At 34.1% G+C, this 21,036-nt stretch carries 25 protein-coding genes; 8 read left to right on the forward strand and 17 right to left on the reverse strand.

Translation table 11 applies throughout. The features are described 5' to 3' along the window. Nucleotides 1-337: 337 nt before the first annotated feature. The 3 genes from FHR29_RS21490 (at nucleotide 338) to FHR29_RS21500 (ending at nucleotide 1,523) form a co-directional block, all read left to right on the forward strand. Complete coding sequence (locus tag FHR29_RS21490; RefSeq protein ID WP_132843000.1) at nucleotides 338-625, forward strand: putative quinol monooxygenase; 288 nt, start codon at nucleotides 338-340, stop codon at nucleotides 623-625. Between the two features lie 77 nt (nucleotides 626-702). Continuing rightward, entirely contained in the window at nucleotides 703-1,035 is a 333-nt protein-coding gene (locus FHR29_RS21495) for a low molecular weight protein tyrosine phosphatase family protein (protein WP_021192112.1), read from the forward strand. 35 nt (nucleotides 1,036-1,070) lie between these two features. Next, complete coding sequence (locus tag FHR29_RS21500; RefSeq protein ID WP_132843002.1) at nucleotides 1,071-1,523, forward strand: hypothetical protein; 453 nt, start codon at nucleotides 1,071-1,073, stop codon at nucleotides 1,521-1,523. Between the two features lie 40 nt (nucleotides 1,524-1,563). Here the strand turns inward: FHR29_RS21500 and FHR29_RS21505 are convergent, their stop codons facing one another. From FHR29_RS21505 to FHR29_RS21530, 6 genes are all read right to left on the reverse strand, one after another. After that, the gene (locus tag FHR29_RS21505; RefSeq protein WP_183917173.1) at nucleotides 1,564-2,706 is read right to left on the reverse strand and encodes a DEAD/DEAH box helicase; all 1,143 of its coding nucleotides are present in this window, start codon (nucleotides 2,704-2,706) and stop codon (nucleotides 1,564-1,566) included. 151 nt (nucleotides 2,707-2,857) lie between these two features. Further along, the gene (locus FHR29_RS21510) at nucleotides 2,858-3,403 is read right to left on the reverse strand and encodes a CopD family protein (RefSeq protein ID WP_132770985.1); all 546 of its coding nucleotides are present in this window, start codon (nucleotides 3,401-3,403) and stop codon (nucleotides 2,858-2,860) included. Between the two features lie 121 nt (nucleotides 3,404-3,524). Beyond that, a complete protein-coding gene (hemE, locus tag FHR29_RS21515) occupies nucleotides 3,525-4,562 on the reverse strand; it encodes a uroporphyrinogen decarboxylase (RefSeq protein ID WP_132843008.1) in 1,038 nt (345 codons plus the stop codon). Beyond that, nucleotides 4,562-5,080 (reverse strand): hypothetical protein, encoded by a 519-nt coding sequence (locus tag FHR29_RS21520; protein WP_231577776.1) that lies wholly within the window; start codon nucleotides 5,078-5,080, stop codon nucleotides 4,562-4,564. The genes hemE and FHR29_RS21520 overlap by 1 nt, the downstream gene beginning before the upstream one ends. A 6-nt stretch (nucleotides 5,081-5,086) precedes the next feature. Beyond that, complete coding sequence (locus tag FHR29_RS21525; protein ID WP_021189964.1) at nucleotides 5,087-5,794, reverse strand: response regulator transcription factor; 708 nt, start codon at nucleotides 5,792-5,794, stop codon at nucleotides 5,087-5,089. Beyond that, nucleotides 5,784-6,659 (reverse strand): sensor histidine kinase KdpD, encoded by an 876-nt coding sequence (locus FHR29_RS21530; RefSeq protein WP_132770986.1) that lies wholly within the window; start codon nucleotides 6,657-6,659, stop codon nucleotides 5,784-5,786. The genes FHR29_RS21525 and FHR29_RS21530 overlap by 11 nt, the downstream gene beginning before the upstream one ends. Before the next feature lie 133 nt (nucleotides 6,660-6,792). On the opposite strand from FHR29_RS21530, the gene FHR29_RS21535 reads away from it, so the two are divergent. Beyond that, nucleotides 6,793-7,497: a YjjG family noncanonical pyrimidine nucleotidase gene (locus tag FHR29_RS21535; RefSeq protein ID WP_132770987.1), complete on the forward strand. Its 705-nt coding sequence runs from the start codon at nucleotides 6,793-6,795 to the stop codon at nucleotides 7,495-7,497. 85 nt (nucleotides 7,498-7,582) lie between these two features. Here the strand turns inward: FHR29_RS21535 and FHR29_RS21540 are convergent, their stop codons facing one another. The 3 genes from FHR29_RS21540 to FHR29_RS21550 all read right to left on the reverse strand — a co-directional run bounded on the left by FHR29_RS21540 (nucleotide 7,583) and on the right by FHR29_RS21550 (nucleotide 11,284). Continuing rightward, nucleotides 7,583-8,389 carry a DUF1080 domain-containing protein gene (locus FHR29_RS21540; protein WP_132770988.1) on the reverse strand — a complete coding sequence of 269 codons (807 nt, stop codon included), beginning with the start codon at nucleotides 8,387-8,389 and terminating at the stop codon, nucleotides 7,583-7,585. A 57-nt stretch (nucleotides 8,390-8,446) separates the two neighbouring features. Next, nucleotides 8,447-10,894, reverse strand: a complete 2,448-nt coding sequence (locus tag FHR29_RS21545) for a TonB-dependent receptor domain-containing protein (RefSeq protein ID WP_183917175.1) — start codon at nucleotides 10,892-10,894, stop codon at nucleotides 8,447-8,449. Between the two features lie 108 nt (nucleotides 10,895-11,002). Further along, a complete protein-coding gene (locus FHR29_RS21550; RefSeq protein ID WP_132770990.1) occupies nucleotides 11,003-11,284 on the reverse strand; it encodes an ATP-dependent Clp protease adaptor ClpS in 282 nt (93 codons plus the stop codon). Between the two features lie 72 nt (nucleotides 11,285-11,356). Here FHR29_RS21550 and FHR29_RS21555 point away from each other — a divergent pair, with 72 nt between their 5' ends. The 4 genes from FHR29_RS21555 (at nucleotide 11,357) to FHR29_RS21570 (ending at nucleotide 15,126) form a co-directional block, all read left to right on the forward strand. Continuing rightward, nucleotides 11,357-12,403, forward strand: coding sequence for a 3-oxoacyl-ACP synthase III family protein (locus FHR29_RS21555; RefSeq protein WP_132770991.1), 1,047 nt, complete (start codon nucleotides 11,357-11,359; stop codon nucleotides 12,401-12,403). A 102-nt stretch (nucleotides 12,404-12,505) separates the two neighbouring features. Continuing rightward, nucleotides 12,506-13,570 (forward strand): DUF2157 domain-containing protein, encoded by a 1,065-nt coding sequence (locus FHR29_RS21560; RefSeq protein WP_183917177.1) that lies wholly within the window; start codon nucleotides 12,506-12,508, stop codon nucleotides 13,568-13,570. Then, nucleotides 13,560-14,651: a DUF4401 domain-containing protein gene (locus tag FHR29_RS21565; protein ID WP_183917178.1), complete on the forward strand. Its 1,092-nt coding sequence runs from the start codon at nucleotides 13,560-13,562 to the stop codon at nucleotides 14,649-14,651. Before FHR29_RS21560 ends, FHR29_RS21565 begins: the two co-directional genes overlap by 11 nt. Then, on the forward strand, nucleotides 14,638-15,126 hold the full coding sequence (locus tag FHR29_RS21570) for a GDYXXLXY domain-containing protein (protein ID WP_132770994.1): 489 nt from the start codon (nucleotides 14,638-14,640) through the stop codon (nucleotides 15,124-15,126). The genes FHR29_RS21565 and FHR29_RS21570 overlap by 14 nt, the downstream gene beginning before the upstream one ends. A 61-nt stretch (nucleotides 15,127-15,187) precedes the next feature. Here FHR29_RS21570 and atpG read toward each other — a convergent pair whose 3' ends face one another. The 8 genes from atpG to FHR29_RS21610 form a co-directional block, all read right to left on the reverse strand. After that, nucleotides 15,188-16,081, reverse strand: a complete 894-nt coding sequence (gene atpG, locus FHR29_RS21575; protein WP_021188670.1) for an ATP synthase F1 subunit gamma — start codon at nucleotides 16,079-16,081, stop codon at nucleotides 15,188-15,190. Between the two features lie 79 nt (nucleotides 16,082-16,160). Then, on the reverse strand, nucleotides 16,161-17,735 hold the full coding sequence (gene atpA / locus FHR29_RS21580) for a F0F1 ATP synthase subunit alpha (protein ID WP_021188669.1): 1,575 nt from the start codon (nucleotides 17,733-17,735) through the stop codon (nucleotides 16,161-16,163). 49 nt (nucleotides 17,736-17,784) lie between these two features. Beyond that, nucleotides 17,785-18,330 carry a F0F1 ATP synthase subunit delta gene (locus FHR29_RS21585; protein WP_021188668.1) on the reverse strand — a complete coding sequence of 182 codons (546 nt, stop codon included), beginning with the start codon at nucleotides 18,328-18,330 and terminating at the stop codon, nucleotides 17,785-17,787. A gap of 31 nt (nucleotides 18,331-18,361) precedes the next feature. Then, entirely contained in the window at nucleotides 18,362-18,862 is a 501-nt protein-coding gene (locus tag FHR29_RS21590; protein WP_021188667.1) for a F0F1 ATP synthase subunit B, read from the reverse strand. Nucleotides 18,863-18,954: 92 nt separating this feature from the next. After that, entirely contained in the window at nucleotides 18,955-19,143 is a 189-nt protein-coding gene (gene atpE, locus FHR29_RS21595) for an ATP synthase F0 subunit C (RefSeq protein WP_021188666.1), read from the reverse strand. 36 nt (nucleotides 19,144-19,179) lie between these two features. Continuing rightward, the gene (gene atpB, locus FHR29_RS21600; protein WP_132771069.1) at nucleotides 19,180-20,292 is read right to left on the reverse strand and encodes a F0F1 ATP synthase subunit A; all 1,113 of its coding nucleotides are present in this window, start codon (nucleotides 20,290-20,292) and stop codon (nucleotides 19,180-19,182) included. Nucleotides 20,293-20,369: 77 nt separating this feature from the next. Beyond that, nucleotides 20,370-20,774, reverse strand: a complete 405-nt coding sequence (locus FHR29_RS21605; RefSeq protein ID WP_183917180.1) for a hypothetical protein — start codon at nucleotides 20,772-20,774, stop codon at nucleotides 20,370-20,372. Next, nucleotides 20,767-20,988: an AtpZ/AtpI family protein gene (locus FHR29_RS21610; protein ID WP_021188663.1), complete on the reverse strand. Its 222-nt coding sequence runs from the start codon at nucleotides 20,986-20,988 to the stop codon at nucleotides 20,767-20,769. The genes FHR29_RS21605 and FHR29_RS21610 overlap by 8 nt, the downstream gene beginning before the upstream one ends. Nucleotides 20,989-21,036 lie beyond the last annotated feature (48 nt).

Below are 21,036 nucleotides of genomic sequence, written 5' to 3' on the forward strand. Positions count from 1 at the left end.
ATCGGAAGATTAAATGTAATATTATACATTATTTCAAAAAAATACAACAACAACATTTAAAATTTAGATAACAATTCAGGTACAATCATGACAAATAATATCGCATGATTACTAATCTCATCTATAAGTAGAAATAAATCTTAATACATTAATTCCTCAGATATAATAAAGTAAGGACTTCATAAAGACCAATTTTAAGAGCTTATTGATCGTATTGAAAACATTGATGAATGAAATTTCATTGAAAAATCATACTTTAGAAAAAATGTTATATCCCTAAATCCAATTGGATATAATAAAACAAGCTTAATAAAATCTAATCCATAAATAATTATAAATGAAAATTTACCTTACTGTTGTACTAAGAACAAAAGAAGCATATCGCGACCAAGTAAAAAAGACACTGCAGGAAATGGTTCGTTTAACACGACTTGAACCAGCCGCCGAACTGTATAATTTACATCAAGGCATAGAAGACCCGAATGTATTCACATTTTATGAAATTTGGAAAGATCAAGCAGGTCTTGATGCCCATAATGCCCAACCCTATATCAAAGATTTTGGACCAAAATATGGCGTATTTTTACAAGAAGAACCAACACTGATTAAGACCGTTATGATTTAAATGAGAAAAAATATTATCAATAGCATGCTGATCTATAATCTATCTTCTTCCTCTTTCCATATAATTCACCTATAATCATGCTTAACATATTATTTATTTGCAGCCGCAACCGCTGGAGAAGCTTAACTGCAGAAACAATTTATAAAAAACATAAAACTGTTCGCGTTAAATCTGCTGGTACAGAAAATAATGCAAGAATTAAAGTGAATGCCAAACATCTAAACTGGGCAGATATCGTATTTGTCATGGAAAATCATCACAAAGAGAAAATAATACAGCAATTTCCAAATGAATGTAATAATATAGAAATCGTTATATTAGAAATACCTGATGAATATAAATACATGGATAAAGAACTCATCGAAGAAATACAAGATTCCGTTTCATGTTATATTTCCGATAAATTATAAGTAACCTTGATTATCAAAAAAAACAGATTTAATCTATGCGAGCCTTTTTTCCGAGCACTTTTCACTCCATAAAAACATATTGTTACTTAATAACAATATTATTCACTTTAAGTTGCCAGCCTAGTGCGGTCAATTTTCCTGCTAAACATTATCGTGCAGTTTCAAAAAGAGATACAGCATACCTTCAGCTTACTAAAAATGAAAACCATTTTTACGGACACTATACGATCCAATATGGTAATAGCGGCAAAGACTCAGGAGAAATTAGAGGAAATATAAAGGGAGACACATTAATTGGAGACTATTTTTATATGCCACATAGTGGAGGAGTAAAAAAAAGAACACCATTTGCACTACTGCAGGATGGAAAAACACTACGATTAGGAAATGGAGCTATAGTAAGATTTCTGGATATTCCCAGTTACTCGCCTGACGTTGCAATCAACTATGATAGTGTCAAGTTTGTCTTCACAGAAATTTTACATTAAACAAAATAGCCCGCTAAAAAAGCGGGCTAATAAAATTATATTAATAACCGTGCAGATTTACTTCATCTGTTCGTTTAATATCGACCTTTTTGCCCATTTTCTTCTGAATAACAGAAAAATGATGCAACTCCTCATCTGTTAATAAGGTAATAGCAGTTCCTAAATTATTTGCACGACCAGTTCTTCCTATACGATGAACATAATCTAACGGAGAACGAGGTAATTCAAAATTAATAACGACTGGCAGAGAATCGATATGAATACCACGGCCGATCAGATCTGTAGCTACCAAAACCTGTGCATCTCCTTTTTTAAAATAATCGAGGTGATCCTTTCTATTACTTTGCGATTTCTGACCGTGGATAGAAATTGCTCTAATTTTATTTTTCAATAATTTTTCCACCAATTTATCTGCCGTACGTGTAGAAGATACAAATACAAGTACTTGGTTCATCTTTTGCTCTTTGATAAGATAACGCAAAAATGGACCTTTAGTCTCAGGAGTTACATGGTAAGCGATCTGTTCGATCTGATCAATATTGGCTTCTTCACTTTCAATCTCTACAACAACAGGCTTAATTGAAAGAAGATTATTTATTTCAGTTATTTTATCATTTAATGTCGCAGAAAACAAGGTAATTTGTTTCTTCTTAGGCATTAAAGCCAAAAGTTCCCTGAGCTCATCCTCAAAACCCATTTGAAATAACTTATCAGCCTCATCAATAACTAAATGTTGAATATGACTAATGCTCAGCGCCTTGTTCTTAATTAAATCCAATAAGCGACCTGAAGTTGCTGTTAAAACTTCTACCCCAAGCATACCTTTCATTTGTGGATTAATAGATACACCACCATATACCGCCATAGTTTTTATCTCTCGCTTTAGATTACCCGTAAAGGCTCTAAAAACTTCATCAATCTGAATGGCTAATTCTCGGGTAGGAACAAGTACCAGTACTTCAATATTCCGATCTCTTTTAACAACCTCAATTTGTAACTTCTCTAATATAGGCATCACAAAACATGCAGTTTTCCCAGAGCCTGTTTGCGCAATACCCATCAGATCTTTGCCCGATAAGATAACTGGAATAGCTTGTTCTTGAATAGGAAAAGGTTTCAGATAACCTAATTGCTTGACAGAACTGATAATATTGTGTGATAAACCTAAAGACTCAAATGACATAAAATGTTTTATTTACTGCAAATGTACACTATTATTTATTCTCAATAGTTATCCAGTAAAGATCAGATCAACATCTGCTAGTCTAAATAACCGAATTTAATAGTAATAATTAGTTTGGAATGATCCCGATTTTTTAGAAATTAAAAAATCATTATTTGCCTTCTCTTGAAGTTCTATATTTTTTATAAGCTTTGATCAATATCATTAATACAATCGCCAGTGATAGCAGACCGACAACGCCATAGATCCAGTTCAATGCAGATTTTAAAACAACGGTAAAAACAATGGAAAACAACAGTACAGTAGATACTTCATTCCACATTCTAAGTTTTGAGGAACTAAGCGTTGATTTTTCATCTCTAAGATTAAACATCATTCGTTGACTGATAAAATGGTAAGCAATCATAGCTGCCACAAATAGCAACTTGACATGCATCCACCCCATTTGTAATAATGATGGATTAACATACAGCATTACTAAAGCCGAGAAAACTGTAATATACATAGCAGGAGTAGTTATTACCCACCACAATCGATTCTCCATGATTGAAAACTGCTTATGTAAAACGGTATATGCCTCTTTAGATTGATCTTTTGCCTCTGTATGATAGATGAATAGTCGGGGCATATAAAATAATCCCGCCATCCAACAAATGACAAATATGATATGTATCGCTTTAGCGTAAAGATAAATCATAATCCTAAAAGTATGAATACAAAGATAATTGAATATTGAGTTATTGAGAAGAACTTATTTACTACAAACAAAACAAGGAACAAATATTTGTTCCTTGTTTTGTTTGTTAAACTGATACTTGTTAATATTTAAATTCTTTAACAACTTCAATTGCGTATTTCACATTATCAAAAGGGATATCAGGCATAATACCATGACCTAAGTTGAAAATAAATCCATTTTCACCACGCATACGTTCAAATAATTGAAGGATCTTATCTTTGATTACTTTTTTATCAGCATACAATACAAATGGATCCAAATTACCTTGAACAGCAATTCCCGCAGGTAACGATTGTTTGATATTTTTTAAATCTGCATTCCAATCGACAGATATCACATCCGGTTTTGCTTCTGCCATTATTGGGGCAAACACAGAAGATCCTTTACAGAAAGAAATTACGGGAACATCTTTTCGATTCAAACGAGAGATGATTTGATTATTATAATAATGAGCAAACTCTTTATAATCATTCCAAGATAAAGCTAAAGCCCAGCTATCAAATAACTGAACAGCATTAACACCAGCAGCAATTTGCATGTTTAAATACTCGACGGTTACATCAGCTATCTTTTGAAGAATAGTGTGAGCCAATTTTGGTTCATTATTCAACATCAATTTGGTCAACTTAAAATCTTTTGAAGAAGCCCCTTCAACTAAATAACTTAAAATTGTAAATGGTGCACCTGCAAAACCAATTAGAGGAATACTACCATTCAAACGCTGTTGAATTACTTTAATAGCATCAGCTACATATTCCAATTTAGGTAAACAATCTGTAGCTAATTTATCAGCATCAGCAAAAGAACGCACTGGATTAGCGAAACGCGGACCTACTCCTTGTTCAAAACTTAAATCTCCACCCATTGCTTCTGCTGTAACCAAAATGTCAGAAAACAAAATTGCGGCATCTATACCTAGTAAATCAACTGGCAACATGGTAACATCTGCAGCAATCTCCGGAGTTTTGCACATTTCCAAAAAGGAATATTTATTTTTTATTGCCCAGTACTCAGGCATAAATCTTCCAGCTTGACGCATCATCCATACAGGCGGGCGTTCAGTTTGCTGCGAAAGTGCAGCTCTAATCAATAAATCGTTTTGTAAAGTAGTAATCACTATATATGTTTTGAAATTTCGTTTTGTATTTTGCCAATTATACTGGCTTGACGTTCTGTTAAATTCAATTTCTTCGCCACATCAATATAAGCTTGAGCACGTTCATACTCTTCTTTTCTTAAACTGATATTCGATAAATTGATTAAGACCATCCCTTTTTCATTATCTTTTTTCCACGGTAATCTTGATGCTAATTGGAAATGGTATTCAGCTTCATCAATGCGATCCTCATGAAGTGAAATAGTACCCATCATATATTCATAAATATTACGACGTCCTTTCCTCAAGCGATCAGGATTTTTCACTTCAGCCAGTAAAACTTTTGCCTTAGCATAGTCCTGCTTATGAAATGAATCACTAGCCATAGCTACTGAGCTCTCGCGTAAATGACTCCACACCAGATAACAAACACCACCTGCAATCAGGATCGAAGTTTGATAATGTCCAGCATAAACGCCATATCCAATTAACAATAATGCAATGATAATAACAGCTACACGAGCCTTAAATGTCATCATAAAACGTTATGCATTATTATCCGTGAATTTATATCCAACACCACGAATAGAATGGAAATAAATGGGGTGTTTTTGATCAGGTTCAAAATATTTACGGAAAGTCAAGATGAAATTATCAATCGTACGAGTGGAAGGATAAACATCATAATTCCATACTGTTTCCAATATTTGTTCGCGAGAAACAGCTTCATTTCGGCGTTCAATCAATAGCTTCAACAACATGGTTTCTTTCTTTGTTAAAGAAGTAATAGTACCATCTGCATGATGCAATTCATATGAATTAAAATAAATTGTTTTATCACCAATTTGATAAGAGTTTAATTCTTTCAGATCATCAGGTTTTAAACTTCTTCGCACCAAATTACCTACCCTAAGGATAAGTTCTTCCAAATTGAAAGGTTTGATTAAATAATCATCTGCACCTTTTTTAAGACCAGTGATACGATCTTCACTACTGTTTTTAGCAGTTAAAAACATAATAGGAACTTCCGTATTTTGTAGTCGAATAGTTTCGGCAACCTGGAATCCATCAATCTCAGGAATCATGACATCCAGAATGATCAAATTAAAACGTTCTTCCTTGAATATTTTCAAAGCCTTTTTACCGTCTGTAGCTGTTGTTACACGGTAACCTTCTAACTCCAAATTTAACTTGATAGCCTCTAACAAGTGTTCTTCATCTTCTACGAGCAGTATGCGTTGTTTACTTTGCATTTTTATCAAATGTTACTTCAAAAATACTCCCCGAAGGAGTGTTATCTTTTACCTTAATAGACGCGTTATGCTTTTGCAAGACCGTCTTCACTATATACAACCCCAAACCGGTACCTTTAGTTTTACGTGTCGCTTCACTTCCCACACGATAAAATTTATTAAAGATAAGTTTTTTCTCCACATCACTGATACCAATTCCATGATCAGCAACAGAAAAAATTATTCCATGCTCTTCATTTGTTAATTTAACCACAACATTTGCACATGGTGGAGAGTATTTTATTGCATTCTCGATCAAATTAGTCACGACATTACTTATTGCAAACTTATCAGCGTAGATCATAACATCCGAATCCAAATTAGGTTTCAAAACTTGTGTTCTACAAGCATTCTTTTGCAGGCGGTCCACAATTTGTTCTACTAATTCGGTGAGATTAAACTTTTCCTTCGGAAGATTATAATTGCGGCTTTCAAGCTTAGTGGTGATTAATACATTTTCCACCAAATCATCCAGTCGCTCAATATCCTTCAAAGAATTCCTTAAAAAAACTTGTTGCTGTTCCTTATCCAAATCTCTTTTCAAAATTGTTTGAATGTATAATTTGACCGAAGCTAGCGGAGATTTTAATTCATGAGTTATGGCCAATAAAAAGTTTTGTTGCTGTTGTTGTAATTTTTGTTCACGAACAAAAAGCTTTTTTAAACGTAAAGCGCCCCATAGAAAGATCAGTAAAAAAAATATACCTTCACCAATAATCATCGATTTCCTTTGTGGTTGAAACCGAGCAAGCATAACACCCCACCAGATCAATTGGGAAGTGGCATAAAAAACAAGAAAATAAAATAAAACAAGTGCTTTTTTCATACGATATATTGCAACAGAACAAAAATAACGATAAACAGAGGTATAAAAAAATGTGTTGGACTTTATGACACTAAGAGGAAAATCGAACAGCCCCTATTTCTTTCATTAGTCCATATTACGCTATATTTGTACTATGTTTCAACAAGACAAAAAAGATATATTCTTCGATTTAGATCATACCATTTGGGATTTTGATAAAAATGCAGAAGAGACATTGGACGAACTATTTTATCATTACAAATTTGATCAGCTATTTCAGCAAGAAAGCTCTGCCCAATTTATCCAAACCTATACGGTCAATAATCATCGCGTATGGAATCTGTATCATCATGGTAAAATTGATAAAACGGAATTACGCCGTGCCCGCTTTGCAGACACATTTACACAACTTGGTGTAGATCCTTCCCTATTTCCCACTAGTTTTGAAATAGAGTATTTACGCATGTGCCCACAGAAAACCAATTTATTCCCACATGCACATGAAACGCTTCAATATCTGTATAAAAATTACAACTTACATTTAATTTCAAATGGATTCAAAGAAGCTTGCGAAGTAAAGCTTGATAAAAGTGATCTCAATAAATATTTTAAAAATATCTTCATTTCCGAAGTGGTTGGGGTCAACAAACCTGATCCCAGAATATTCAATTTCGCACTAGATAAAGCCGATGCAAAAATTGACAATTCCATCATGATCGGTGATAATATTGATGCAGATGTTCGAGGAGCAATGAATGTAGGTATGGATGCCATATTCTTTAATCCTAATCAAGGTGAAAAACCAGAAGATGTAATACATATGATCAGTAATTTAAAAGAATTACAGTCCATTCTATAAAATATAGGAAGGAAATAACAGAATCATAAAGCATAAAAAAAGCGAGCTTGATTTTCAAGCTCGCTTTTTTTATGCTTTATGGTAATTACAATTTTTTTACAGTAATATTTTTGAACCATACGTCATCACCATGATCCTGAAATCCGATAACGCCTGATTTAGTTTTGCCACCGACATTCTTCAATAATTCGTAAGCTAAAGGCCATTTTTCTTCACTAAATTTACTTTTTTGTAATAGATCAATCCATGATTGATCCCATAGTGTATATTCAACAACTTTGACGTCATTCTGCCACTGTTCAACTTTACCCTTATTAACAACGATTTTCACTTTATTCCATTCACCATAAGGCTTAGCATTTTGAGGCTTCGCAGGGATCATATCATATAACGACGTTGATTTACGATTTCCATCAACCCCCATCTTCGCGTCAGGATGATTTTCATTATCCAACACTTGACATTCTGGACTGGAAATATAAATTGGTTGTCCTTCAATTTCCTTTGCTAAAAAGAAAATACCAGAGTTCGCTCCTTTTGCCACTTTCCATTCCAGTTCCAATTCAAAGTTTTTGAAATCATGAGCAAAAATTAAATCTCCACCTTCATTATTTCCAACATTTGCCTTGCTGTCAAATTTTATAGCACCACCATCAATGATCCATTTTTTAGGCAATACAGCTTTATCATAACCACGCCATCCTGTTAAAGAAGTACCATCAAAAATGACATATGCACCTTGTTTATTTTTTTTAAAATTTTTCAAATCTACCTTAGGTAGATCCAAAACCTTATATGCAGGGACTTCTTTCTTCTGTTGAGCGACAGCAGTACCAACACTTGCAGTACCCGCGAGCATAGTAGCTGCTAAAACGATTGTTCTTAATTTCATATCTAGTATTTATATGGATTAAATTTAAAAAAAAATCATCGGAATCAAGAATATATCTTAATATTCTTCTCCGGATATTTCATTTGTATTAGTCTCCCTTTTCTTAGACTTTGTTAAATCCTGACCTCCGAATCGATACGAAACTGACAAAGTAACCATTCTTTTCATCCAGCGTCTTTCAAAATTAGAAATCAACTGAGGCGTTTCCGTATACCCTTCCATTTTTCTAGAATTGAATACGTCACGTACATTCAACATAACAGAAGCTTTCTTATTAAAGACATCTTTTTTCAAAGCTACATCTATACCTTTCATCGCATTCATCTTTCCTTGAGCCATTACACGAGAAGAATTATATTCACCCCTAACCTGTGCAGAAAATGTTGGTGTCATCCTATAGTTCATGGTTAAATTAGAATTATATGCAAATCCATTTGAGCTTTTAAGTTGATAAGCTTCATTCGCTTTAAAATTGATATTAATCAAGTTCAGATTGAATGTAAAATCAAAATCTTTTGTTGCATTTACCTTAGCAATAAATTCTAAACCAGATAAACTACGGCTTGTTAAATTCTCCCATTTACTATAAGTTACGCTATTCGTTGTATCGACAAAGAAGACATAAGGTTGGATTACTTCACTGGTATGGTTAAAATATGCTGAACTGACCAAATTTACTTTACCATAAGTTTTCGCATAACTCAACTCAAAAGCATGCACATCTTCTGGTTTTAGATTTGGGTTACCCTGACGTCGGTTCATATCATCAGTCACATCTGGAAATGGATTGATTTGCCATCCGCGAGCACGTTGCACTCTTCGGGAATAACTCAACTGTAACTTATCACCACTATCATCTAAATCATACGTTAAGAATACAGTGGGATATAGACGAAAGAAATTTTGATTTGCAGGAGTTTCTAATGGCGCTTCGGGATCTTTTGAAAAGTAAGTTGATTTTAATTCAAATTGCTCGCCACGTAACCCCAATTGATAGCCAATTTTTTTACTTAATTTATTTTGATAATTAACATATAGAGCATGAACCGAACTCGTAAAGTCAAAATCATTACTGATGTTATAATCTGGCAAATAATCCCCGTTGCTTACAACTAATGTATCTGAAAATTGTGTATCAAAAGATTTTCTAATCTGCGTCCGGTATCCAGCTTCAAACTTACTCGTCTCAGAAAATGGCAATACATAATCAGCTTGTAGATTAATCACCTTTCCGTTTTCAGAAGTCACATTTTTACGACCACTTCCGAGATTTGGATCACTAAACTTCTGTACGAAATCATTTGTTCCATCTTCCTTATCATTTCCATAACTTGCATTCGCAGTCAGCTCTTCTCCAGATCGCTTAAATTGATGTCTAAAATCAAAATTTAAATCATAAGCAAAGTCATCTTCAAATTGACGTGAATTACGATTACTAGTCCCCGAAAGTTTAGGATGATTAGAATATTGGTAATTCAAATCTTCAGAACGATCACTATTACGGATACTCATATTACCAGAAAGCCCCAAAGTAGTACGATCCGTTATATTATAATCAACTCCTGCCTTAATATTATGTCCGTTTCCTTTACGGGAAGACTCAGATTCATTATAGATACGGCTGTTATTATCTAAAAAAGTGTTATCAACCTTCCCGCTCCCAACCATATTACGGCGATTAAAATTATAACTACCAAAATAGTTGAACTTCTTATCTCTGTAATTAAGCGTCAATCCAGCCATATAGTTATCATAAGAACCTGCGGATGTATTAACAGCACCATTCAATCCCGTACGGATATTTTTTTTCAGAACAATGTTCACAATTCCAGTCTGCCCCTCAGCGTCATATTTGGAAGAAGGATTGGTTATAATTTCAACTTTATCAATTGAATTAGCTGGTAAACTCTGTAATAAGGCCGTCACATCATTACCTGCCATTGCAGATTCTTTACCATCAATCAAAATCTTAACATTAGATCCTCTTAAACTAACCGTCCCATCCTGATCGACTTGTAAAGTTGGTACATTTGCTAATAAATCGGTGGCTGTACCACCTGCACTCACCAAACTTTCTCCTACATTAAAAATCTTACGATCGATTCCAATCTGCATCGCCGGTGCTCTTCCTTCAATTACAACTTCACTAAGCAATTCACCAGAAGGTTTTAAAACTAATTTACCGAGATTAAGATTGGAAGAATTTGATACGACAATATTTGTTTTCACGAAGTCGGAATAGCCAACATAAGTAACACGTAACGTAAAAGTACCATTTGGAACATCTTGAAAAATGACTACGCCATTCTCATCAGATTGGGCACCCTTTAAATAAGCTTGAGCACTACCCGTCAGTAATGATGCACTAGCAAAATTGACTGGAGATCCGGTTTTTTCATCAATAAGAGTAGCAGATATTTTACCAGATTGAGCGAAAGCAATTATCGGAAAGAATAAAAACGCAATAAGAAAAGTAAAGAAATGGGTCTGATTTTTAGAGAACATAATAAAGTTATAAGCTGTAATACTACAAAAATGTATTTTTTTGTTGAACTAAAACGACTCGTAACCACTTTATTACTCAATAAAATGACCTATATCGGAAAAAAAAATCTACTCGACAGATACAGTAAGACCTTCTGCTTTTAGAATTTTTCTATAGACCTCCATCTCCGTCAAAGATCCCTCCAAGACTGCACATTTACCATCATTATGCACTTTAAAAGCAATTCTTTCAGACTCAGGTTCCGAATATTGCAAATGATGCATCATACAAAAAATAACATGGTCAAAAGTATTGATATCGTCATTCCACAAAATCAGTCGGTTGGAATCTTTAACTGAAGCTAAAATTTCGGATAAGGAATAGGTTTCTTGTGCAGTTTCTGTACTCATACTACAAAAGTACTTTAATTTTCAAAAATTACGTAATTTTACTTAATTTGAACTTAACATAAATACAATCATATGTTTCAATCCAAAATTGCAGGTATAGGATACTACGTACCAAAAAATGTTTACACCAATCAAGACTTAACCCGTTTCATGGATACAAGCGATGAATGGATTCAGGAAAGAACAGGTATTAAAGAACGTCGTTATGCGGATAGAATTGGTGAAACAACTACCACTATGGCTGTTGAAGCATCAAAAATAGCGATTGAACGCGCTAATACAACAGCTGAAGAAATTGATTTTATTATTTTTGCAACGCTTTCGCCTGATTACTATTTCCCTGGTTGTGGAGTACTTCTACAGCGGGAAATGGGTATGAAAGAAGTAGGTGCTTTAGATATCAGAAACCAATGTTCAGGTTTTATTTATGCATTATCTGTCGCTGACCAATTTATCAAAACGGGGATGTATAAAAATATTCTTGTCGTTGGCTCTGAAAAACATTCTTTTGCCCTAGATTACTCAACACGCGGAAGAAGTGTCTCCGTTATCTTTGGAGATGGCGCCGGAGCAGTTGTTCTTCAACCTACAACTGAAGCAGATAAAGGTATTCTAAGTACACATTTACATTCTGACGGTGCGGATGCTGAAAAGTTAGCGATGTATTACCCTGGTGCATCTGGTGGCATATGGTTAGATGAAAAACCAAAATGGCCTGAACAAGAGCTTGGCGGAATGTTAATGACAGCAGAAATGCTAGAAGATGGAACAGCATTTCCAGTCATGGACGGTCAGGCTGTATTTAAAAAAGCAGTGGTAAAATTTCCAGAAGTAATAGGAGAAGCATTAGCCAAAAATAATTTAACAACACAAGATATTACCCTCTTAGTACCCCACCAAGCAAATCTTAGAATTTCGCAATTCATCCAGAAGACATTGAAGCTAAATGACGATCAAGTATTTAATAACATTCAAAAATATGGAAATACAACCGCGGCATCAGTTCCAATTGCATTGTGTGAAGCATGGGAAGCTGGAAAAATTAAAGAAGGAGATCTTATTTGTTTAGCTGCTTTTGGCGCAGGATTTACATGGGGATCAGCCCTCATCCGTTGGTAGAAAACACACCGTAATTTTTTTTAAAAAATTAAAATTTACTGCTAGCCCTCCGAATTAAAACTGTGTTTTCCACATGAGTTATTAACATTGTGTTAATAACTCATGTGGAAAACATCATATAGAGTATCAGATTCCGAAGCCTCTCTCACCTTCAATCTTTTTCAGATCCATTCTATTACAGAAAATTACCACAATTTTTCGTTAGATTTAGTAATGGAAAAACTAAATCGTGAAGACATATCGATTGCAAGTATGCATAGTAATCTTTCAAGAGAGCAGATAGAAAATCTTTTAGAAGAAAATGTCTATGTAAATACCAAAGACTGGAAGCGATTCTTAGATTTATTCTTACTTGTATTAGGAATTGGATTTGTTGTATCTGGTATTATATTTTTCTTTGCATTCAATTGGGCAGATTTAAACAAATTCATTAAAATCGGAATTATACTTCTTCTATTGGTTGCAACTGTACTTTGTGCACTTATATTAAAAATAAATGAAGTATATAGAAATACATTATTGACCGCTGCTTCCATGTTAGTCGGTGTATTATTTGCGGTATTTGGACAGATATACCAAACAGGAGCTAATGCCTATGACTTTTTTCTTGCCTGGACGATATTTATCACGATTTGGGTAATCGCAACACGATTTTATCCACTTTTCCTTCTCCATATAATTCTTATTAACACAACCATTTTCCTTTTCAACGATCAAGTTCTAAATAGTTTTGACCCCGTTAGTATGTCCACGCTACTATTCTTTATCAACGGTAGTGCGTTAACGGCCTTATTATCTCTAAATCATTATCGGAAAATACAGATACCACTATGGTTTAGAAATACGTTTACTCTTATTGTAACCTCAATTGCAACAATCGGTTTGTGTTACCTCATATTTGACTCAAGACTCCTAACCGGATTATTATTAATTTTTGGTACGCTAGCATGCTACTCTTACTACATCTATTATGCCTTACAGACAAAAAGTACATTTTTCATTGGAACCATAGCTTTCAGTATTTTAATTATCACTAATTGTCTGCTTATTAGAATCTTTGAAGATGAATTTGTCTTGATCATCATCAGTCTTTTTGTAATAATAATGGTGACAGCCATTATTAAATTATTGTTAAATCTTCAAAGAAAATGGACCAATGAAAAATAAACAAGAAATACTAAACAAAATAGAACTATTGAGGAAAGGCAACGAGCCCAGTTTTCAGATCAATATAAATGATACACTAACGGCGTATCAACATTTGGAGGAAAACAGATCAAATCTGACTATAAAAATACTATCCATACTTGGAGTTATATTAAGTGTTTTAAGTTTTTTAGGAGCCTTATTTTTACTAAACATCTTAAACGACAAGTTGAATTTAATCATTTGTGGATCCATCTTTCTTGTTCTTTCTCTTTATTGCATTAAAAAATATAATGCCATTATCATTGATACCGCAAGTATTGCATTTTATATTGCGGGAGGATGGATGCTCATATATGGTTTCGATATCCATGATTTAAATTACATATTTATACTCTGTTTTATCATCAGCTTATGTACACTATTAATTGTACAACGCCACCTGTTATCCCTGTTAAATATACTTGGCATTATTTATTCCATAATAGCTTTAATCAATCACAATTATCAAAATATATTATTCATTACACTGATCAATGCTATTCTCATAATTGCATTGATCTATTTTTTATCACATGAAGCAGCTGTACTATCCAAACGAAATTTAATCAGTACAATCTATAATCCATTGCGCTTAGGGCTTATTCTTGCAACAGTAGCCACGACAGCATTCATTATACTATCCCATTATGAGACTTACAATGAGCAAGTAAATAACAACTCATTCGCATTATATATATTATCGGTACTATATGCATTTGCAATTTTATGGGTGGTTTATAAAATCACAAGTAAATTTGAGATCACAACATCCAAAGTACTTTTTCCTACATATGCACTTCTCATACTGATGCTAGGTTCAACAGTTATTAATCCTGGTATCGCATGTTCAATACTACTCATCTTAACTTGTTTTAATTATCAATATAGGATGGGTCTATCAATTGGTCTTATTTCCCTACTCCTTTCCTTATGGCATTTTTACTATAATCTAACCTTTTCATTATTGGTAAAGTCATTGATTTTAGTTATTTCCGGACTGTTATTTTTAGCCATTTACTTTGTTATAAATTCAAACAAAATCAACAATGAAAAAATATAAAAACTGGATCATTGCAGTGAACTTATTGGCCATCATTGCTTATTTCGCTTTTACGATCCTGCAGAAGGAAAAAATTCTAAAAGAGGGTAAACTGATTCTTTTAGAGTTAGCACCTGTCGATCCGAGATCACTTATGCAAGGCGATTACATGCGCTTAAGATATAGTATAGCAGACAGTATAACGCCTTCTGAAGTGCCTCCACGTGGATACGTTGTTGTCAAATTAAATACTAAAGGTATAGCAAGTGGGGTTCGCTTGCAAAACAATACGACACCGTTAAAGAAAGACGAACTCTTAATCAAATACACTATGTCTAATAGACATAGTTTAAATATTGGTGCCGAATCCTTCTTTTTTCAAGAAGGGCATGCCACAAAATATGAACAAGCAAAGTTCGGAGGGATCAGAGTAGATAATAAAGGAAATAGTTTGTTAGTCGGGCTTTATGACGAGCGGGAAAAAATGATCAGGTAAAGCATAAAAAAGGCGATGAAAATAAATTCACCGCCTTTTTCTATATTGATATTACTCTTAATTATCCGTTTGATAATGCCGCTGCACCAGAAACAATCTCTGTTAATTCTGTTGTAATAGCAGCTTGACGTGCTTGGTTGTATGAAAGCTTCAATGCTTTTAACAAATCTCCAGCATTATCAGTTGCTTTGTCCATTGCAGTCATACGGGCACCATGCTCAGAAGCATGAGAATCCAAAATAGCCTTATACAATTGAATTTTAATAGCTTTAGGAATTAATTCCTCAATAATCTTCTCTTTCGAAGGTTCGATAATATAATCAACCTCAGCAGTTTTTTCCTTAGTCGAAAGGGTATCTTCCGTAGGAAGTAATGGTAAAATTTGTTCCGAAGTCAAGATTTGTACCGCTGCATTTCTGAATTGGTTATACACCACTTCTACACGGTCAAAGTTACCTTCTTTGAATTGTTCCATTACAAATTCAGTGATTTTTGAAGTATTCTCAAAATTTAAAGCACCGAATAAATCACTATGATTGGCAATAATATTATAAGCAGGCTTTTTAGCATAGAAATCATATCCTTTCTTACCTACAGTAATGATACTTACATCACCTTTACGTAATTGATCAGCATACTTTTCAGCAACTAAATTATTTGCAGTTTTGATTGCATTCGCATTAAAAGCACCAGCCAAACCTCTATTAGAAGAAACAACAATAATCAACACTTTATTTGGTTCACGATCTACCGTATAAGGAGAATTACTTCCTTCTACACTTGCAGATACATCTGCCAAAATTTCACGAAGTTTATTCGCATACGGACGCAATTGAACAATTGCATTAGTAGCGCGTTTTAGTTTCGCTGCAGATACCATTTTCATCGCTTTAGTAATCTGCTGTGTTGATGTTACCGATGCGATACGGATTCTTACTTCTTTTAAATTTGCCATATTTAATTTGAGATTTGAGTATTGAGTACTGTGTATTGAGTATAACTCGCTATACTCAATACTCTATACTCATATCTAATTAATATTTTGATGCTAAATCTTTAGCTACTGTTTCTAATACTGAAGTTAACTCATCTGAGAATTTACCTGCTTTAAAAGCATTTAAAACTTCTGGATGACGTTGCTCTAACAACGTTAAGTATTCTTCTTCAAATTCTCTCACTTTATTTACTGGAACTGAACGGAATAAACCTTTAGTACCTGCATAAATAATTGCTACTTGTTTTTCAACAGAAACCGGAGAGTATTGAGCTTGTTTCAAAATCTCAACGTTACGGATACCTTTGTCTAAAACTCCTTTAGTTGCTGCATCTAAATCAGAACCAAATTTCGCGAAAGCTTCTAGCTCACGGTATTGTGCCTGATCTAATTTCAATGTACCAGCTACCTTCTTCATCGGCTTAATCTGAGCATTACCCCCTACACGAGATACAGAAATACCTACGTTGATCGCTGGACGGATACCTGCGTTAAACAAGTTAGACTCCAAGAAAATCTGACCATCAGTAATTGAAATTACGTTTGTAGGAATATAAGCAGAAACGTCACCCGCTTGAGTCTCAATAATTGGAAGAGCAGTCAATGAACCACCACCTTTTACCAAGTGTTTGATAGACTCAGGAAGATCATTCATATTTCTAGCAATCTCATCAGAAGCATTGATTTTCGCAGCTCTTTCTAATAAACGGCTATGTAAGTAGAAAACGTCACCTGGGTATGCTTCACGTCCCGGAGGTCTTTTCAATAATAAAGAAACCTCACGGTAAGCTACCGCTTGTTTTGATAAATCATCATATACGATCAATGCTGGACGACCTGTATCACGGAAAAATTCTCCGATAGCAGCACCCGCCATTGGCGCGTAAAACTGTAATGGAGCTGGATCAGCAGCAGAAGCCGCAACAACAACTGTATAAGCCATAGCACCACGTTCCTCTAAAGTACGAACGATATTCGCAACTGTAGAGTTCTTTTGACCAATAGCAACATAAATACAGAATACTGGTTGACCAGCATCATAAAATTCCTTTTGGTTTAAGATTGTATCGATACATACTGCAGTCTTACCTGTCTGACGGTCACCGATTACTAGCTCACGCTGTCCACGACCTACTGGAATCATTGCATCGATCGCTTTGATACCTGTTTGTAATGGCTCCGTTACTGGCTGACGGAACAATACACCTGGAGCTTTACGCTCGATTGGCATTTCGTATGTCTCACCTGTAATAGGTCCTTTACCATCGATTGGCTGACCTAATGTATTTACAACACGTCCGCACATACCTTCACCTACTTTAATAGATGCAATACGATTAGTACGTTTAATAGTATCACCTTCTTTCACGATGTCTGAAGGACCTAAAAGTACAACACCAACGTTGTCTTCTTCTAAGTTTAATACGATACCTTGTAATCCGTTATCAAATTCAACCAATTCACCGGACTGAACTTTAGTTAAGCCGTAAATACGAGCAATACCGTCACCAATACTAAGTACGGTACCAACTTCCTCTAGTTCGGCTTCTGATTTAAAGCCCGACAATTGTTCTCTTAAAACTGCCGAAACCTCATCTGGTCTTACCTCTATCATTGTTATTATTATAAGGGGTTCTTGATTTTGTTAAATGCTAAAATCAACACTAAACGCGTTGACCTTCAAAATATCTTTCTAATCTATTTAATTTACCTGCAATACTTGCATCATATTGTTTGTCACCAATAGTGATTACAAACCCACCGATCAAAGATTGATCAACTTTATTTGTAATCAAAACCTGCGCATTAACTTGATTTGCAATTGTTGCTTTTAATTCTGATAAATTAGTATCAGAAAGTGGTGCTGCAGATATCACTGTAGCTTTTACAATTCCTTTTACTTCATTGTACTCGCGAACAAATTCATGAGCAGCAGCCTCGATCACTTCAGCACGACCTTTTTCAATCATGATCTTGAAGAATGATAAAATAGCAGGATTGATTTTATCTTTAAATAATGCCTCTAAGATATTTACTTTCTTGTCCAATTTAATAATTGGATTAGACAATACTGCACGTAGCTCAGGATTAGCTTTCAAAACCTCGATGAATTGATCCATATCCGTTTTGATAGCGTCCAAACTACCTTGTTCTTTTGCCAAATCAATTAATGATTTCGCATATCTTGATGCTACTTTAAATACTGACATACTTCTTTAATGATAAAATTTGAATGACCGATTAGTTTACTTTCACGTCTTTAAGCAAATCTGCAATTAACGTTTCTTGCTTATTTTGGTCTTCAAATTCTTTGCTTAATACTTTACGAGCAATATCCAATGCCAAAGTAGAAACTTGATTCTTTACTTCTGCCATTGCTTTGTTTTTTTGCTCATTGATTTCAATTGATGCTTGAGCTATCATCTTAGCACCTTCAGTATGGGCTACATTTTTTGCTTCAGCAACAATCTTATCTTTCATTTCTTTAGCCTCTTTCAAGATTAGATCACGTTCTACACGAGCTTCCTTTAGTAAGGATTCGTTTTCATTGGTTAAGCGCGCCATCTCTAATTTAGCTTTTTCAGCAGATTCCAAAGCATCAGAAATACCTTGTTCACGTTCTGCTAAAGCAGCGATGATAGGTTTCCAAGCAAATTTACCTAATAAAAAGATAATGATTAATAAGATGATGACTTGCCAGAAAAACAAACCAAATGAAAACTGTTCTATTAATTTTTCCATTGATGTATGATAATATTTTTTGTATTTCGTCTAATTGAAAGTATTATTTATGACCAACCGTCATAAATAATACTTTTAAATTCATTGGGTGATTATTTACCTAATAATAACGCACCGAAAGCTAAACCTTCTAATAAGGCTCCGATAATGATCATCGCAGTTTGGATTTTAGATGCTGCTTCTGGTTGACGTGCGATAGCTTCCATTGCTGAACCACCGATTTTACCTAGACCTAATCCTGCTCCGATAACGATTAAACCCGCTCCAATTAAATTGTACATAATAAATGATTTAAATATAATTAAACAAAAAATTTCTTAGTGATGTGCTTCGTTGTGCTCTTCAACAGCCATTCCAATAAATAGCGATGACAACATCGTGAAGATAAACGCTTGTAAAAATGCTACTAATATTTCAATTACCATCAGGAAAGTTGTCAATAGCATAGACACCCCGATACTACCTCCCAATGTTAATTGTTGTTGCAATACATAAACAATTGCAATCAATCCCATAATAACAGTGTGTCCAGCTGTAATATTGGCAAACAAACGAACCATTAGAGAGAATGGTTTTGTAAACATTCCTAATACTTCAATTGGTGCCAAAACAAATTTAAAAGGAACTGGTACTCCTGGCATCCAGAAAATATGCTTCCAGTAGTCCTTATTTGCTTTAATATTCACAAATAAAAATGTAAAGATTGCTAAACATATCGTTACTGAAATATTACCTGTAACATTGAATCCCAGCGGTGTTAAACCTAATAGGTTTAAAACTAGAATTAAGAAGAAAACAGACAATAAGTACGGCATAAATTCTCTATAACGATGTCCAATATTTGGAACCGCCATCTCGTCACGTACATATAAAACTAAAGGTTCTAACACGCGACCTGCACCCTTAGGTAAATTATTCGCTCCCTTTTTGTATGTTTTTGCTAGGCCAATAAATCCCCAGAATAACAAAACAGTTGCTAAAATTAAACCCACAACATTTTTAGTAATTGATAGATCTAATGCCTTAGCATTTGTCGGGTGATGGTGTTCATCATAATTAAGTGTACCGGTAGCATCTGTTTTGTAGATTTTACCATGGTATAATTTATAAAACTGTCCATCTTTTTCAACAGTATTTTTACCAAAATCAAATTCTGAGGACATAAAAATTTTAACACCCCCGTCAATGATAATCACTGGCAAAGGAAATCCATAAGTCTTACCTTCTTTTTTATCTGTATACAAAGAGAAATAATGATCGTCTTGTAAGTGGTGATCAATATACTCATCTATTTCCTCCCGCTGAGTTTTTGGCTCTTCTGCGTGAGTTGAAATCTCAGCTGTATGAGACTCAGATGCCTTTACTAAAAATGGACTAACAGCAAATAAAATTACTGCAAAAAAAAGAAATGCTTTCTTAACGCTCCCCATGTTCTGTTTTTTATTTTTGCGCAAAAATACAATATTATTTGTCAATTTTTGCGATTAATTTGAACTTTTTATTAAAACTACTTATTGACTGATTCCACTTCTTTATTAATGACCTTAAAAGCAACTAATACGTCAAAAAACAAGTGTAGAAAAAATACGATTAAAAAATTATATTCGAATATATCATCCGACGAATGATTCAATCCTCCTCTAAAAAAAACATAACTTAATGCTGCTTTTAACGTAATTAGGCCCAAAAAAATGAAACCTATATTTTTAGGCATTACGGAATCGGAGATCAGGATAACAATTAATACAACTAATGAAGCAACAGATTCAAATGCGTATAAACTATACAATTCAAAACCAGTTAAACTTTTAAAATCAGCAATCCCAAAAGAGGGTAGTGCAAAGTAGTGCGCCCCAAAGAGGACCGCAGTAAAAATTAGAAGTATTGCAATAAATTTAATGTAATTATTCATCCCTGTTCAATCGATTAGCTTCTCGTATAAAATGATAAAGTGAGGCGAAAATACCTATAAATGTGCATATTTTCATGGCAAGACCATTAGAAAAATGGTATTTCTCATCTAGCCAGGTGCCTAACATATACATCAAATAAATTGTGACTCCCATTTGCAGAGGCAATGAGATAAAAACCATCCACTTATTTGGGTTTTTATTAGACTTTCCCATGGCTATTTATAGCTAACTTTTACAAACATACACATATTTTGAAACATC

Source organism: Sphingobacterium sp. JUb56, assembly GCF_014191365.1.
GTDB lineage: Bacteria > Bacteroidota > Bacteroidia > Sphingobacteriales > Sphingobacteriaceae > Sphingobacterium > Sphingobacterium anhuiense.